This is a genomic window from Pseudomonas sp. 14A (assembly GCF_018132745.1).
Classification (GTDB): domain Bacteria; phylum Pseudomonadota; class Gammaproteobacteria; order Pseudomonadales; family Pseudomonadaceae; genus Aquipseudomonas; species Aquipseudomonas mercuritolerans.
This window is the reverse complement of sequence record NZ_JAGRQJ010000018.1, coordinates 368362-383230: the sequence shown is the minus strand read 5'-3', so window position 1 is coordinate 383230 and position 14869 is coordinate 368362. Positions and strand designations below refer to the sequence as shown.

The following is a 14869-nucleotide window of genomic DNA, read 5'->3' as shown; positions in this document are numbered from 1 at the left end:
TCGCTGTCCGGGCAGGCCTCTTCGCGAGCAGGCTCGCTCCCACAGTGGATTGGTGGTGATGCACATTTTTGCATTCACCGAATAACCCTGTGGGAGCGAGCCTGCTCGCGAAAGCTATTTATCAGGCAAAAATGAATCAGGTTTGAGCCCGATAACCGCCGCCCACTGTTCTGGTGTGACCGGCATCACCGACAACCGCGAGCCCTTCTGCACCAGTGGCAGCTCCGCGAGCGCCGTCTGCTGCTTCAGATAATCCAGCTTCAACACCCGTTTGAACGTCTCGACATGCTCGACATCGATCGCGCTCCAGGCATTTTTTTCTGCTGTAGCCTTCGGATCGAAGTAATGGCTGTCCGGCTCCAGCGCCGTCGGATCGGGATAGGCCGCTTCAATAATCTTGCCGATCCCGGCAATCCCCGGCTCGGGGCAGCTGGAATGGTAGAAAAAGAACTCGTCACCCACCGCCATCGCCCGTAGGAAATTGCGTGCCTGATAGTTGCGAACCCCGTCCCAGCGCGCCTTGCCGAGCTTTTCCAGGCCCTTGATCGAGAGTTCGTCGGGCTCTGATTTCATCAGCCAATAGGCCATGTGTTGTGCTCCTGAAGCTGTCATTGGGCAGGTTGTCGGGCAATTTTATGACAAACCGACAGTCGGTTGACGTCAGCGTTTGCGCACAGGTTCACGTTGCCGCAAAATGCCGGCCTTTAAAGCTTGACGCTGCTGCACGGCCTACGAACGGAAACCGCTGCTGTCATCGTGATGATGTGCCTTGAGGGGGGCAATCGATGAAACGCAAACCGGATTTGCTATGGACTTTGGTAATTTTGTTTGGCCTGGGCGTGGTAACCACCGGTTACGCGCAGAGCCTGTGGGCCAACAAGACCGATGCGCCGATTGAAGTGGCGCAACAGGTGCAACAGTCGACCGCTTTCAAACGCTGAACCTGTCTTTTCGACGCCGCTATTCCCTGCGGCGTCTACTCTGCGAAATACCACGCCTTGTCGGTGACCGTTCCTTGTAACGGCACATCCCAGCTCGCCTGCGCCAGACGTTCGACTTTCTGACATTCATGGGCCAGGCCCAGCAGCGTCGGCTTGCGCCAGTTCTTGCGCCGGGCCAGATAGGCGAGGCTGCGGTCATAAAATCCGCCGCCCATGCCCAGGCGCCCGCCGACATCGTCAAACCCCACCAGCGGCAACAGCACCAGATCCAGCGCCCAGACCTTGCGTTGCCGAGCCAGATTGGCCCGAGGCTCGAGGATGCGGAAACGATTGGGCGTGAGCGTTTCGCCGGGGCGGATGCGCTGGAAGACCATTTTCGTTCGTGGCCACGCGCTGAGTACCGGCAGATAAGTCGCCTTACCGCGACGCTGGGCTTCGCGCAGCAGCAGGCGCGGATCGATTTCACCGTCGGTGGGCAAGTACAGGGAAATATGTTTCGCCCGGCGAAAGTGCGGGTCTTGCGCCAATTGCCGGAACAGGCCTTTGGCAGCCTGGCGTTGTTCGCCCGGCGTCAGTGCGCGGCGCGCCTTGCGCAGCAGGCGGCGGAGTTGCGGGCGGGGCAGCAGCGCGGGTTCGGTCATGGTTCGGCTTCGGCAGGTGGATGCAAAAACGTACGCATAAAAAATCCGATGTCGGCATACACCGACATCGGATTCGAATCAGGCTCCCCGGATGAACCGCTGTCAACTCAGCCCTTGAACCCGAAAGTTCAAGGTGGAAGAAGCAGTAGACTTTAAGGCTTTCCGTCTAGCGGACATGCACACCAGCCCAACGTGCAACTTCCAGGGTAGTGCGAATCGGCTCCGGGACATCGTCAACTGGCAAGCACCCCAGGGAGTGCCGCGAGTATACCTCAAGCTGCCAGTCGAATCAGCCCTTGGCGGTGCTCTGATCGTCGGCCAGGACCAGATCGACACGATCAAGCAAGTCGCGCACCTGTTCGCGGGTCGAACCGCTGGCCTGGATGTCCGGGCGCTCTTCTTTGTGCAACAGGTCGTGGGTGATGTTCAGCGCGGCCATCACGGCAATGCGGTCGGCGCCGATGACTTTGCCGCTGCTGCGGATCTCGCGCATCTTGCCGTCCAGGTAGCGGGCGGCGCTGACCAGATTGCTGCGTTCTTCCGGCGGGCAGATGATCGAATACTCTTTGTCGAGGATCTGCACGGTAACGCTATTGCTTGAACTCATGAGTCTTGCTCCAGGGCCTTGAGGCGCGAAATCATCGATTCGACCTTACGCCGGGCGATTTCGTTTTTTTCAATGAGGTGAGCGCGTTCCTCGCGCCAGGTTTTTTCCTGAGCTAGTAAGAGTGCGTTTTGACTCTTAAGTTGCTCGACTCGGCCAATCAGCAGTTCGAGTCTGGCCATCAGCGCTTGCAGGTCGGTGTCTTCCATTGGGTCCACGTGTTCGTCTGATGGGTGGTGACTGGCGGACAGCCTTTAATGGTCTTGGCGGGGCTGTCGATGTAGGATACAAGGCCTTCATTCTAGACATAGCGCCGTCTGGCGCCTAGCTGCCCATGACCATTGCGAATTCCCCGTACCAAGCCTTTGCCACCCTGCTGACTGCCAGCGGCCACAACGTCTCGCCTGCCGAACTGCACGGCGTGCTGCTCGGGCGCAGTTGCGCCGGGGCCGGCTTCGATCACGAAGGCTGGTTGATCGACGCCGCCGAACTGCTCGAAGGCGATATCCAGGACAACGTCCGCAACGCCCTGATCGGCCTGCAGGAGATGGTCAAAGGCGAGCTGACCGGCGACGACGTCACTGTCGTTCTGCTGCTGCCGACCGACGATGCACCGCTGGCCGACCGCGCTGCTGCACTGGGCGAGTGGTGCCAGGGCTTCCTCAGCGGTTTCGGCCTGAACTGCCGCGACAGCAGCATGCTCAGCACCGAAGCCACCGAAGTGCTGCAGGATCTGGCAGCCATTTCCCAGGTGCAGGACGCGCTGGAAGAATCCGAAGACGGCGAATCCGACTACATGGAAGTCATGGAATACCTGCGCGTCGCGCCGTTGCTGCTGTTCTCGGAAACCAAAAAAGCCGATGTGCCGCCAGCCGCCAAGCCGTCGTTGCATTAATCGCGTGCCAGGGAAAGCCATCTGCCCATGACCCATATCCCCAAAGCGGAATACAGCCGTCGCCGCAAGGCCCTGATGGCGCAGATGGAACCCAACAGCATCGCGATCCTGCCCGCCGCCGCGGTGGCCATCCGCAACCGCGACGTCGAGCATGTCTACCGTCAGGACAGCGACTTCCAGTACCTCAGCGGTTTTCCCGAGCCACAAGCCGTCATCGTCCTGATGCCCGGCCGCGAGCACGGCGAGTACATCCTGTTCTGCCGTGAACGCAACGCCGAACGCGAATTGTGGGATGGCCTGCGCGCAGGGCAGGAAGGCGCGATCCGCGAGTACGGCGCCGACGATGCTTTTCCGATTACCGACATCGACGACATTCTCCCGGGCCTGATCGAAGGCCGCGACCGCGTGTATTCGGCGATGGGCAGCAATCCCGAATTCGATCGGCACCTGATGGACTGGATCAACGTGATCCGCTCCAAGGCGCACCTCGGCGCGCAGCCGCCGAATGAATTCGTTGCCCTGGATCATCTGCTGCACGACATGCGCCTGTATAAATCGGCGGCAGAAGTGAAGGTGATGCGCGAAGCCGCGCGGATCTCGGCGCAAGCGCATATCCGCGCGATGCAGGCCAGTCGTCCGGGGCTGCATGAATACAGCCTCGAAGCCGAACTGGATTACGAATTCCGCAAGGGCGGGGCGAAGATGCCGGCCTACGGTTCGATCGTCGCCGCCGGGCGCAACAGCTGCATCCTGCATTACCAGCAGAATGACGCGCTGCTCAAGGATGGCGATCTGGTGCTGATTGACGCCGGTTGCGAGATCGACTGCTACGCCAGCGACATCACCCGTACGTGGCCGGTCAACGGCAAGTTTTCGCCGGAGCAGAAGGCGATCTACGAGTTGGTGCTGGCTTCGCAGGAAGCGGCGTTTGCCGACATCGCCCCCAACAAGCACTGGAATCAGGCGCACGAAGCCACGGTGCGGGTGATCACAGCAGGTCTGGTCAAGCTTGGCTTGTTGCAGGGTGAGGTTGACGAGTTGATCGCCAGCGAAGCCTACAAGGCTTTTTATATGCACCGTGCCGGCCACTGGCTGGGCATGGATGTGCATGACGTCGGCGAGTACAAGGTCGGCGGCGAATGGCGCGTGCTGGAGGTCGGCATGGCGCTGACCGTGGAGCCGGGCATCTACATCGCGGCGGACAATCAGAACGTGGCGAAGAAATGGCGTGGCATTGGCGTGCGCATCGAGGATGACGTGGTCGTGACCCGGTCCGGCTGTGAGATCCTCACCAGTGGCGTGCCGAAAACCGTCGCCGAGATCGAAGCGCTGATGGCACAAGCAAGGACACACGCAGCATGAGTCGAGTCAATCTGGCAATCATCGGTGGCGGTCTGGTCGGCGCCAGTCTGGCGTTGGCGTTGCAGGCCGGGGCCAAGGCGCAGGGCTGGAAGATCGTCCTGATCGAACCGTTCGCCCCCGGCGACAGCTGGCAACCGAGCTACGACGCCCGCTCCTCGGCACTGTCGTTCGGCTCGCGGCAGATTTATCAGCGTCTGGGCGTGTGGCAGGAAATTTCCCGCCGCGCCGAGCCGATCAAACAGATTCACGTCTCCGACCGTGGCCGTTTCTCCACCGCGCGTTTGTCGGCGATGGAAGAGGGTGTGCCAGCGCTCGGTTACGTGGTGGAAAACGCTTGGCTCGGCCAGTGCCTGTGGCAACACCTCGACAAAGACGTGATCACGTGGCGCTGCCCGGCGGAAGTCACGCGCATGGAACCGTTGGCCGATGGCTACCGCCTGACCCTCAACGACGAAACCACACTGGAATGCGACCTCGCGGTACTCGCCGATGGCGGCCGCTCCGGGTTGCGCGAACAGTTGGGCATTAACGTGCGCACGCGCCCGTACAACCAGAGCGCGCTGATTGCCAACATCACCCCGAGTGAAGCGCACAACGGCATGGCCTTCGAGCGCTTTACCGACGAAGGCCCGATGGCCCTGCTGCCGTTGCCGGACAATCGCTGCGCACTGGTGTGGACGCGGCTGGGCATGGACGCGCAGCGTCTGACTGAATTAAGCGAGCGTGATTTTCTCAGCGAGCTGCAAGGCGTGTTCGGTTACCGCCTCGGCACTTTGAAACAGGTCGGCGCACGGCATCTTTATCCCCTGTCACTGATCGAAGCTGAAGAACAGGTGCGCTCGCATCTGGCCGTGCTCGGCAACGCCGCACACAGCCTGCACCCGATCGCCGGCCAGGGCTTCAACCTGTCGCTGCGTGACGCCGATGCCTTGGCTGCCGCGCTGCTTGCGAGTGATAAGCCGCTGGGCGACTTCGCCACGTTGCAGGCCTATCGCGAACGGCAGCGCCTCGATCAGGACCTGACCGTCGGCTTCTCCGACCAAGTCACGCGCCTGTTCGGCAGCAGCCAACCGCTTGTGTCGCTGGGGCGCAACCTCGGCCTGCTCGGCCTCGACCTGCTGCCACCGGCCAAGCGCTGGTTCGCGCGGCAGGCGATGGGTCTGGGAACCCGTCCGGATGCTTGAGTGGCTGGCCGGCATTTTCATTTTCAGGATCGCGCCACCAACAGGCGCGCTCGGTAAAACCCTTTACATGCGGCGCAAGCCGCAAGCGAGACAGGCCTAAAGCATGGAAATGCGCGCAGATCTGCTGATTGTCGGAGCCGGAATGGTCGGCAGCGCCCTGGCGCTGGCGCTACAGGACAGTGGGCTGGAAGTGCTGCTGCTCGACGGTAGCCCGTTGAGCGTGAAACCGTTCGATGCCGAAGCGGCGTTCGAACCGCGCGTCAGTGCATTGTCGGCGGCGAGCCAGCGCATCCTCGAACGCCTCGGCGTCTGGGACGGCATCGCCCAACGGCGCAGCAGCCCGTACACCGACATGCACGTCTGGGACGGCAGCGGCACCGGGCAGATTCATTTCTCGGCGAGCAGCGTACATGCCGAGGTGCTCGGCCACATCGTCGAAAACCGCGTGGTCCAGGATGCGCTGCTCGAGCGTTTGCATGACTGCGACCTCGGCATGCTGGCCAATGCGCGGCTGGAGCAGATGCGTCGCTCCGGCGACGACTGGCTGCTGACCCTGGCCGATGGCCGCACCTTGCGCGCGCCGCTGGTGATCGCGGCGGACGGCGCCAATTCAGCGGTGCGCCGTCTCACTGGGGTGGCGACCCGCGAGTGGGATTATCTGCATCACGCCATCGTCACCAGCGTGCGCTGCAGCCAGCCGCACCGCAAAACCGCCTGGCAGCGCTTTACCGATCACGGGCCATTGGCGTTTTTGCCGCTGGAGCGTGATGGTCAGCAGGACTGGTGCTCGATCGTCTGGTCGACCACACCGGCTGAAGCCGAGCGCTTGATGGCGCTGGAAGAGACTGCGTTTTGCGCTGAGCTGCAGCGAGCCTTCGAGGGACGCCTCGGTGAGGTCATCAGCTCTGATCCGCGGTTGTGCGTACCGCTGCGTCAGCGTCACGCCAAGCGTTATGTCGCAGAGGGCCTGGCGTTGATCGGTGATGCAGCGCACACCATTCACCCGTTGGCGGGGCAGGGTGTGAACCTTGGCTTCCTCGATGCCGCCGTGCTGGCGGAAGTGCTGCTGCAAGCGCATGAGCGTGGTGAGCGACTGGCGGATGTCAAAGTGTTGAGCCGTTATGAGCGCCGGCGCATGCCGCACAATCTGGCGCTGATGGCGGCAATGGAAGGCTTCGAGCGGTTGTTCCAGGCCGACCCGCTGCCACTGCGCTGGTTGCGCAATGCCGGGTTGAAACTGGTCGAGCAGATGCCCGAGGCGAAGGCGTTGTTTGTGCGTGAAGCCCTCGGTTTGACCGGTGATCTTCCAGCTCTGGCAAAGCCCTGACCGCCTCATTGAGGCTGATGGCCCCTTCGCGAGCAGGCTCGCTCCCACTGTTGAGATGCATTCCAATGTGGGAGCGAGCCTGCTCGCGAAAGCGTCCGCCCACTTACCCCAGTTTTGAGCCGTGCAACATCTGGTAACGCCTTCCCCCAGTGTTCGATTGTGGTGGTAAATGTGAGTCCTTATCATTTGGCCCACCTTTCCCGACCGTGAGACCACTCCCATGTTGGCACCCAAGCGTCTTCTGACCGCACTGGCCTTGACCCTGATCGGCAGCACCACTGCCCAGGCCGCCGATGAGGTGGTGGTTTACTCGTCGCGTATCGATGAGCTGATCAAACCGGTATTCGATGCCTACACCGCCAAGACCGGGGTGAAGATCAAGTTCATTACCGACAAGGAAGCGCCGCTGATGCAGCGCATCAAGGCCGAAGGTGAAAACGCCACCGCCGACCTGCTGCTCACCGTCGATGCCGGCAACCTGTGGCAGGCCGAGCAGATGGGCATCCTCCAGCCATTCACCTCGAAAACCATCGACACCAACATTCCCGCGCAGTATCGCTCGTCCACCCACGCCTGGACCGGCCTGAGCCTGCGCGCGCGGACCATCGCCTATTCCACCGAGCGGGTGAAACCGGGCGAACTGACCACTTACGAAGCGCTGGCCGACAAGAATTGGGAAGGCCGCCTGTGCCTGCGCACGGCGAAGAAGGTCTACAACCAGTCGCTGACTGCGACCATGATCGAAGTTCACGGCGCCGAGAAGACCGAGAAAATCCTCAAGGGCTGGGTCAACAACCTGTCCACCGACGTGTTCTCCGATGACGTTGCAGTACTGGAAGCGATCAACGCCGGGCAGTGCGACGTCGGCATCGTCAACACTTACTATTACGGTCGCCTGCATAAGCAGAAGCCTGAACTGCCGGTGAAGCTGTTCTGGCCAAATCAGGCCGATCGTGGTGTGCATGTGAACCTGTCGGGCATCGGCCTGACCAAACACGCGCCGCACCCGGAAGCCGCGAAGGCTTTGGTTGAATGGATGACCACGCCTGAGGCACAGAAGATTTTTGCCGATGTGAACCAGGAATTCCCGGCCAACCCGGCGGTGGCGCCTTCGGAAGAAGTGGCGGCGTGGGGCAAGTTCATTGCTGATACCTTGCCGGTAGAAGTGGCGGGCAAACGTCAGGCTGAGGCGATCCGGATGATGGATCGGGCGGGGTGGAACTGAGGCGTTTCGTGTAACTGTTGATCTTTCAAGATCGCTCCCTCACCCCAGCCCTCTCCCGGAGGGAGAGGGAGCCAACTTGTGTTTCTTTCGAAACTTGAGTTCGACTCAATATCTCAGGTCGATGTAGTTTGCATGAGCACCTCACCCTAGCCCTCTCCCTCCGGGAGAGGGCTAGGGTGAGGGCAGCAATCCCAACCTGAAATACGCAATCCAAGAACACCCCAATCCCTCCAGAGACCCAAAAGTGGCCCACCCCGCCCAACGCCGCTGGTACCCCATCGTCTTCGCCATCGCCGCGCTGGTGCTGTTGCCGCTGAGCGTGCTGCTGCTGTCGTGGCAGACCATCGATCAGCAGATCTGGTCGCACCTGTGGCAAACCCAGATGCCGCGTCTGCTCGGCAATACCCTGACGCTGATCCTCGGCGTCGGTGTCGGTGTAACCCTGCTTGGCGTCAGCCTCGCGTGGCTGACCAGTCTCTGCGAATTCCCCGGTCGGCGCTGGCTCGACTGGGCGCTGATGCTGCCCTTCGCCATCCCTGCCTATGTACTGGCGTTCGTTTTCGTCGGCCTGCTGGATTTCGCCGGCCCCGTGCAAACGCTGCTGCGCGAATGGTTCGGCAGCGGCCTGCGCCTGCCGCGAGTGCGGTCCACCGGTGGGGTGATCGTGGTACTGGTGCTGGTGTTTTATCCCTACGTTTATCTGCTGGCGCGTACCGCGTTCCTGGCCCAGGGCAAAGGTTTGATGGAAGCGGCGCGGGTGCTTGGGCAGTCGCCGTGGCAGGCGTTCTGGCGGGTCGCGTTGCCGATGGCGCGTCCGGCGATCGGCGCGGGCGTGGCGCTGGCGCTGATGGAAACCCTGGCCGATTTCGGCGCGGTGTCGGTGTTCAACTTCGACACCTTCACCACGGCAATCTATAAAACCTGGTACGGCTTCTTCAGCCTGCCCAGCGCTGCGCAACTGGCCAGTCTGTTGCTGCTGGTGGTGATGCTGGTGCTCTACGGCGAGCGCCGCGCGCGCGGGGCGAATCGGGCCGGCAACGAGCGGCCACGGGTGAAAGCGCTGTATCACCTGCGCGGGCTCAAAGCGTTCGCGGCGACAGGCTGGTGTGGATTGGTGTTTGCCTGCGCCTTCGTCATCCCGGTGCTGCAATTGATCGTGTGGTTCTGGCAGCGTGGGCGTTTCGATCTGGATGAGCGCTACGCCGGGCTGATCCTGCACACGCTGTATCTGGGCGCGATGGCGGCGCTGATCACCGTCAGCGTTGCGCTGTTGCTGGCGTTCGCCCGGCGTCTGGCGCCGACCCCAGCCATCAACTCCGGCGTCGGTCTGGCCAATCTCGGCTACGCCTTGCCCGGTTCGGTGCTGGCGGTGTCGATCATGCTCGCCTTCAGTTATCTGGATCGTGAGCTGGTGGTTCCGCTTTCGTCATGGCTCGGCGGTGCGGGCAAACCGTTGTTGCTTGGCAGTCTCGCGGCGTTGCTGATGGCGTATCTGGTGCGCTTCATTGCCGTGGCGTATGGGCCGCTGGAAAGCAGTCTGGCGCGTATACGGCCATCTTTGCCCGAAGCGGCACGTAGCCTGGGTGTCAGTGGGCCGCGACTGTTTTTCAAAGTGTATCTGCCGCTGCTGCTGCCCGGCACCTTGAGCGCCGCGTTGCTGGTGTTCGTCGATGTGCTCAAGGAAATGCCTGCGACCCTGCTGATGCGCCCGTTTGGCTGGGACACGCTGGCGGTGCGCATTTTTGAAATGACCAGTGAAGGCGAATGGGCGAGGGCGTCCTTGCCGGCATTGACGCTGGTGCTGGTCGGGTTGTTGCCGGTGATCGGATTGATTCGACGTTCGGCGCACCGAAACACTTAGTAGTGAGTCCTACATCATGCGGCTACAATGCGCGGCATTCGGTGCGGTTCGTCTGACAGACCCGTGCGCTGGAATCGGCTGCAAGCCTTGTCCATCAAGGCTTGCAGCCGTATAGCGGCGGTCCGCACCCTCGCCACGCCCGGAAGGAGAAACCCATGGGACAGCGTACGCCTCTGTATGACCTGCACCTCGCGCTCGGCGCGAAGATGGTCGATTTTGGCGGTTGGGACATGCCATTGCATTACGGCTCGCAGGTCGAGGAGCACCACGAAGTGCGCCGCGATTGCGGGGTGTTCGATGTTTCCCATATGACCGTGATCGATGTCACCGGCGCCCAGGCCAAAGCCTGGCTCCAGCATTTGCTGGCCAACGACGTCGAACGTCTGCACCGCCCCGGCCGGGCGTTGTACAGCACCATGCTCAATGAGCGTGGCGGCATCGTCGACGACATGATCGTCTATCGCCTCGACGACGCGTACCGGCTGGTGTTCAACGCCTCGACCCGCGATCAGGATCTGGCCTGGATGAACGCCCAGCTCGGCAATTACGAGGTGCAACTGCACGAGCGCTCCGAGTTGGCGATGCTCGCCATCCAAGGCCCGCAGGCCCGGCACAAGATCGCCGAACTGGTCACCCAGTCGCGCGCCACGCTGATCCAGCAACTCAAACCTTTCGAAGGCGCCATCGACGGCGACTGGTTCATCGCGCGTACCGGTTACACCGGCGAGGATGGCCTGGAAATCTGCCTGCCAGCGAGTCAGGCGCCGGGTTTCTTCAACGACTTGGTCGGTGCGGGTATTTCGCCAATCGGCCTCGGTGCTCGCGACACCTTGCGCGTCGAGGCCGGAATGAACCTGTACGGTCAGGATATTCACCAGGACGTTTCGCCGCTGGCTTCGAACATGGCCTGGAGCATCGCTTGGGAGCCGGCCTCGCGCCAGTTCATCGGCCGCGCGGCGCTGGAGGCGGAAAAAGCCGCCGGCGTGGCGCACAAACTGGTCGGTCTGGTGCTGGAAGAGCGCGGCGTTTTGCGCGCTCACCAAGTGGTTCGCATCGCCGATGTTGGCGAAGGGGAGATCACCAGTGGTAGTTTCTCTCCTACGCTGAGCAAATCGATTGCCCTGGCGCGTGTACCGATGGCAACCGCCGACCGCGCCGAAGTGGAAATCCGTGGCAAGTGGTACCCGGTACGGGTGGTCAAACCGACCTTCGTGCGCCATGGCAAAACCTTGATCTAACCTTTTCTGGCGGGCATGACCGCTGACCAATTTCCGAGGAACCGAAGATGAGCGATATCCCTGCCGAACTGCGTTTTGCCGAAAGTCATGAATGGGCGCGTCTGGAAGCCGACGGCACCGTCACCGTGGGCATCAGCGATCACGCGCAGGAAGCGCTGGGCGACGTGGTGTTCGTCGAGCTGACCGAAGTCGGCAAAGTGTTCGCTGCCGGTGATCAATCCGGCGTAGTCGAGTCGGTGAAAGCCGCTTCCGACATCTACGCCCCGGTCAGCGGTGAGGTCATCGCGATCAACGAAGACCTGAGCGGCTCGCCCGAACTGCTGAACTCCGACCCGTACGGCGCGTGGATCTTCAAGCTCAAGCCAAGCGACAAGGCCGAGCTGGACAAGCTGCTGGATGCTGCGGCTTACAAGGCTGCCATCGGCGAGTAACTTGCCGGCCAGACCCAAAGCCCCGATTCGTCGGGGTTTTTTTTCAGAGTCAAAAGATCGCAGCCTTCGGCAGCTCCTACAGGGGAACGTATTCCAAAGGTAGGAGCTGCCGAAGGCTGCGATTTTTTGATCTTCGAGGGCACTGCTATGCTGGTTTGACCGTGTCGATTGACGCCAAGCGCCAGCCAGGAGAGCCCGTCATGTCCCAGTCGCCGTCCCTGAGCCAGTTACGCGATCCCGAAGCCTTTCTGCGCCGCCACCTCGGCCCGGATGCCGCCGAGCAGCAGGCGATGCTCGACAGCCTTGGCCTTGGCAGTCGCGCCGAGCTGATCGAGCAGACCGTGCCGCCGGGCATTCGCTTCAATCGCGCACTGGATCTGCCGCCGGCCCTCGACGAACAGACTGCGCTGGCGAAACTGCGCGGTTATGCCGAGCAGAATCAGCTGTTCACCAGCCTGATCGGCATGGGCTATCACGGCACTGTCACGCCGACCGTCATCTTGCGCAACGTGCTGGAAAATCCCGGTTGGTACACCGCGTACACCCCATATCAACCAGAGATCGCCCAGGGCCGGCTCGAAGCGTTGCTCAATTTTCAGCAACTGACCATCGACCTCACCGGCCTGGAACTGGCCAACGCCTCGCTGCTCGATGAGGCTACCGCAGCGGCCGAAGCCATGGCTTTGGCCAAGCGCGTGGCGAAGTCGAAGAGCAATCTGTTCTTTGTGGATGAAAACTGCCATCCGCAAACCCTCTCCGTGGTACAGACCCGCGCCGAAGGTTTTGGCTTCGAGTTGATCGTCGACGCGGTGGATAACCTGGCGCAGCACGAGGTATTCGGCGCGCTGCTGCAATACCCCGACACCCACGGCGAAATCCGCGATCTCAAACCCTTGATCAACCACCTGCACGCGCAACAGGCGCTGGCCTGTGTCGCCACCGATTTGCTCAGCCTGCTGGTGCTGACGCCGCCGGGTGAGTTGGGTGCCGATGTGGTGCTCGGTTCGTCCCAGCGTTTCGGTGTGCCGATGGGTTATGGCGGCCCGCACGCGGCGTTCTTCGCCAGCCGCGAGGAATACAAACGAGCGATTCCGGGGCGGATCATCGGTGTGTCGAAAGATGCTCGCGGCAACGTGGCGCTGCGCATGGCCCTGCAAACCCGCGAGCAACATATTCGCCGCGAGAAAGCCAATTCGAACATCTGCACCGCGCAGGTGCTGCTGGCCAATATCGCCAGTTGTTATGCGGTGTATCACGGCCCCGAGGGCTTGAAACGTATCGCCCAGCGCGTGCATCGCCTGACCTGCCTCCTCGCCGCGGGCCTCGAGCGCAACGGCATCAAACGGCTCAACGAGCAGTTCTTCGACACGCTGACGCTGGAGGTCGGCGGTGCGCAAACGGCGATCATCGAAAGCGCTCAGGCAGCGCAGATCAACCTGCGCATTCTTGGTCGCGGCCGCGTCGGTCTGAGTCTGGACGAGACCTGTGATGAGCACACCGTGGCGAAGCTGTTCGACGTGCTGCTCGGGGCTGATCACGGCTTGAACGTCGATGCGCTGGATGGCGAAGACATGGCTTGTGGAATCCCAGAGCATCTTCAGCGCAGCACACCGTACCTGCGCCATCCGGTGTTCAACGCTCACCACAGCGAAACCGAGATGCTGCGTTACCTCAAACAGCTGGAAAACAAGGATCTGGCGCTCAACCAATCGATGATCCCGCTGGGCTCGTGCACGATGAAGCTCAACGCCACCAGCGAGATGATCCCGATCACCTGGCCGCAGTTCGCCAATCTGCATCCCTTCGTGCCGAGGGAGCAGGCTGTCGGTTACACACTGATGATCGAAGAACTTGAGCGTTGGCTCTGCGCGATCACTGGTTTCGATGCGATCTGCATGCAGCCCAATTCCGGCGCCCAGGGCGAATACGCCGGGCTCCTGGCGATCCGTAAATATCACGAGAGCCGGGGGGAGGGCGCGCGGGATATCTGCCTGATTCCGTCGTCGGCCCACGGCACCAACCCGGCCTCGGCGCAGATGGCCGGGATGCGTGTGGTCATTGTCGAATGCGATGAGGCGGGCAACGTTGATCTGGATGATTTGCAGCTGAAAGCCGCCGAGGCCGGGAACAAGTTGTCGTGCCTGATGGCAACCTATCCGTCGACCCACGGCGTTTACGAGGAAGGCATCAGCGAAATCTGCGCAGTGATCCATCAGCATGGCGGCCAGGTGTATATGGATGGCGCCAATCTCAATGCCCAGGTCGGCCTGGCCAGGCCGGCGGACATTGGCGCCGACGTGTCGCACATGAATCTGCACAAGACCTTTTGCATTCCCCATGGCGGCGGCGGGCCGGGCATGGGCCCGATCGGCGTTCGCGCGCATCTGGCGCCGTTCGTCGCCAACCATCCGGTGGTGCCGATTGACGGACCGCTGGCACAGAACGGCGCAGTCAGCGCAGCACCGTGGGGCAGTGCGAGCATTCTGCCGATCAGCTGGATGTACATTGCCATGATGGGCCCGCAACTGGCGGACGCCAGCGAGGTGGCGATTCTGGCGGCGAATTATCTGGCGCAGCATTTATCCGGCGCGTTCCCGGTGCTCTACACCGGGCGCAATGGCCGCGTGGCCCATGAGTGCATTCTTGATCTGCGCCCACTGAAGGCGCAGACCGGCATCAGCGAGGAAGACGTTGCCAAGCGGCTGATGGATTACGGCTTCCACGCGCCGACCATGTCCTTCCCGGTACCGGGTACGTTGATGGTCGAGCCGACCGAGAGCGAATCCAAGGCAGAACTCGACCGTTTCATCGCGGCGATGCTGAGCATTCGCGCCGAGATCAATGAAGTGCAGAAGGGCAACTGGCCGGGCGAAGACAACCCGCTCAAACGCGCGCCGCATACCCTGGCCGATGTCACTGGAATCTGGGAACGGCCCTACAGCATCGAACAGGGCATCACCCCGGATGCGCACACTCGATTGCACAAATATTGGCCGGCGGTGAATCGGGTGGATAACGTTTATGGCGATCGCAATCTGTATTGCGCCTGTGTCCCGGTGGAGGATTACCGCTGATCTCTAAATCCACCACCGTCCGTGTGGGAGCGAGCCTGCTCGCGAAAGCAATCGTCCAGCCAGCATTTTCGGTGACTGGCTCACCG

Annotated in this window: 14 protein-coding genes and 1 other RNA gene; 10 read left to right on the top strand and 5 right to left on the bottom strand. The window is 61.8% G+C overall.

The features are described 5' to 3' along the window. Positions 1-114: 114 nt before the first annotated feature. Positions 115-588: an EVE domain-containing protein gene (locus tag PS14A_RS24335; RefSeq protein WP_130911325.1), complete on the bottom strand. Its 474-nt coding sequence runs from the start codon at positions 586-588 to the stop codon at positions 115-117. A gap of 197 nt (positions 589-785) precedes the next feature. Here PS14A_RS24335 and PS14A_RS24330 point away from each other — a divergent pair, with 197 nt between their 5' ends. Further along, positions 786-941: a hypothetical protein gene (locus tag PS14A_RS24330; protein WP_024014743.1), complete on the top strand. Its 156-nt coding sequence runs from the start codon at positions 786-788 to the stop codon at positions 939-941. A 35-nt stretch (positions 942-976) separates the two neighbouring features. On the opposite strand, the gene PS14A_RS24325 is transcribed toward PS14A_RS24330, so the two are convergent. The 4 genes from PS14A_RS24325 to PS14A_RS24310 form a co-directional block, all read right to left on the bottom strand. Continuing rightward, on the bottom strand, positions 977-1582 hold the full coding sequence (locus PS14A_RS24325) for a 5-formyltetrahydrofolate cyclo-ligase (RefSeq protein WP_212617404.1): 606 nt from the start codon (positions 1580-1582) through the stop codon (positions 977-979). Between the two features lie 80 nt (positions 1583-1662). Next, a non-coding RNA gene (ssrS, locus tag PS14A_RS24320) (6S RNA) lies at positions 1663-1841 on the bottom strand. 30 nt (positions 1842-1871) lie between these two features. After that, entirely contained in the window at positions 1872-2189 is a 318-nt protein-coding gene (locus PS14A_RS24315) for a cell division protein ZapA (RefSeq protein WP_042607079.1), read from the bottom strand. After that, positions 2186-2395, bottom strand: coding sequence for a TIGR02449 family protein (locus tag PS14A_RS24310; protein WP_007911197.1), 210 nt, complete (start codon positions 2393-2395; stop codon positions 2186-2188). The genes PS14A_RS24315 and PS14A_RS24310 overlap by 4 nt, the downstream gene beginning before the upstream one ends. A gap of 125 nt (positions 2396-2520) precedes the next feature. Between PS14A_RS24310 and PS14A_RS24305 the strand changes: the two genes are divergently transcribed. The 9 genes from PS14A_RS24305 to gcvP all read left to right on the top strand — a co-directional run bounded on the left by PS14A_RS24305 (position 2521) and on the right by gcvP (position 14783). Next, complete coding sequence (locus PS14A_RS24305; protein ID WP_016772633.1) at positions 2521-3081, top strand: YecA family protein; 561 nt, start codon at positions 2521-2523, stop codon at positions 3079-3081. Positions 3082-3108: 27 nt separating this feature from the next. Further along, a complete protein-coding gene (gene pepP / locus PS14A_RS24300) occupies positions 3109-4443 on the top strand; it encodes a Xaa-Pro aminopeptidase (RefSeq protein WP_212617403.1) in 1335 nt (444 codons plus the stop codon). Then, a complete protein-coding gene (ubiH, locus tag PS14A_RS24295) occupies positions 4440-5627 on the top strand; it encodes a 2-octaprenyl-6-methoxyphenyl hydroxylase (RefSeq protein WP_212617402.1) in 1188 nt (395 codons plus the stop codon). The genes pepP and ubiH overlap by 4 nt, the downstream gene beginning before the upstream one ends. A 109-nt stretch (positions 5628-5736) precedes the next feature. Beyond that, positions 5737-6954 (top strand): 2-octaprenyl-3-methyl-6-methoxy-1,4-benzoquinol hydroxylase, encoded by a 1218-nt coding sequence (locus PS14A_RS24290; protein ID WP_212617588.1) that lies wholly within the window; start codon positions 5737-5739, stop codon positions 6952-6954. Positions 6955-7174: 220 nt separating this feature from the next. Continuing rightward, on the top strand, positions 7175-8179 hold the full coding sequence (locus PS14A_RS24285; protein WP_122506180.1) for an extracellular solute-binding protein: 1005 nt from the start codon (positions 7175-7177) through the stop codon (positions 8177-8179). 244 nt (positions 8180-8423) lie between these two features. Beyond that, positions 8424-10040 (top strand): iron ABC transporter permease, encoded by a 1617-nt coding sequence (locus PS14A_RS24280; RefSeq protein ID WP_212617401.1) that lies wholly within the window; start codon positions 8424-8426, stop codon positions 10038-10040. A gap of 155 nt (positions 10041-10195) precedes the next feature. Further along, the gene (gcvT, locus tag PS14A_RS24275; protein WP_137214362.1) at positions 10196-11278 is read left to right on the top strand and encodes a glycine cleavage system aminomethyltransferase GcvT; all 1083 of its coding nucleotides are present in this window, start codon (positions 10196-10198) and stop codon (positions 11276-11278) included. A gap of 47 nt (positions 11279-11325) precedes the next feature. Beyond that, positions 11326-11709: a glycine cleavage system protein GcvH gene (gcvH, locus tag PS14A_RS24270; RefSeq protein ID WP_125916753.1), complete on the top strand. Its 384-nt coding sequence runs from the start codon at positions 11326-11328 to the stop codon at positions 11707-11709. A 200-nt stretch (positions 11710-11909) separates the two neighbouring features. Beyond that, a complete protein-coding gene (gene gcvP / locus PS14A_RS24265) occupies positions 11910-14783 on the top strand; it encodes an aminomethyl-transferring glycine dehydrogenase (RefSeq protein ID WP_212617400.1) in 2874 nt (957 codons plus the stop codon). The last annotated feature ends 86 nt before the right edge of the window (positions 14784-14869 follow it).

Excerpts from the sequence above, each read along its gene's own strand:
- PS14A_RS24290 (WP_212617588.1), top strand. The coding sequence starts at position 5,737 with ATGCGCGCAGATCTGCTGATTGTCGGAGCCGGAATGGTCGGCAGCGCC.
- gcvH (WP_125916753.1), top strand. The coding sequence starts at position 11,326 with ATGAGCGATATCCCTGCCGAACTGCGTTTTGCCGAAAGTCATGAATGG.
- pepP (WP_212617403.1), top strand. The coding sequence starts at position 3,109 with ATGACCCATATCCCCAAAGCGGAATACAGCCGTCGCCGCAAGGCCCTG.
- gcvP (WP_212617400.1), top strand. The coding sequence starts at position 11,910 with ATGTCCCAGTCGCCGTCCCTGAGCCAGTTACGCGATCCCGAAGCCTTT.
- gcvT (WP_137214362.1), top strand. The coding sequence starts at position 10,196 with ATGGGACAGCGTACGCCTCTGTATGACCTGCACCTCGCGCTCGGCGCG.
- PS14A_RS24335 (WP_130911325.1), bottom strand. The coding sequence starts at position 588 with ATGGCCTATTGGCTGATGAAATCAGAGCCCGACGAACTCTCGATCAAG.
- PS14A_RS24330 (WP_024014743.1), top strand. The coding sequence starts at position 786 with ATGAAACGCAAACCGGATTTGCTATGGACTTTGGTAATTTTGTTTGGC.
- PS14A_RS24315 (WP_042607079.1), bottom strand. The coding sequence starts at position 2,189 with ATGAGTTCAAGCAATAGCGTTACCGTGCAGATCCTCGACAAAGAGTAT.
- ubiH (WP_212617402.1), top strand. The coding sequence starts at position 4,440 with ATGAGTCGAGTCAATCTGGCAATCATCGGTGGCGGTCTGGTCGGCGCC.
- PS14A_RS24325 (WP_212617404.1), bottom strand. The coding sequence starts at position 1,582 with ATGACCGAACCCGCGCTGCTGCCCCGCCCGCAACTCCGCCGCCTGCTG.
- PS14A_RS24285 (WP_122506180.1), top strand. The coding sequence starts at position 7,175 with ATGTTGGCACCCAAGCGTCTTCTGACCGCACTGGCCTTGACCCTGATC.
- PS14A_RS24310 (WP_007911197.1), bottom strand. The coding sequence starts at position 2,395 with ATGGAAGACACCGACCTGCAAGCGCTGATGGCCAGACTCGAACTGCTG.
- PS14A_RS24305 (WP_016772633.1), top strand. The coding sequence starts at position 2,521 with ATGACCATTGCGAATTCCCCGTACCAAGCCTTTGCCACCCTGCTGACT.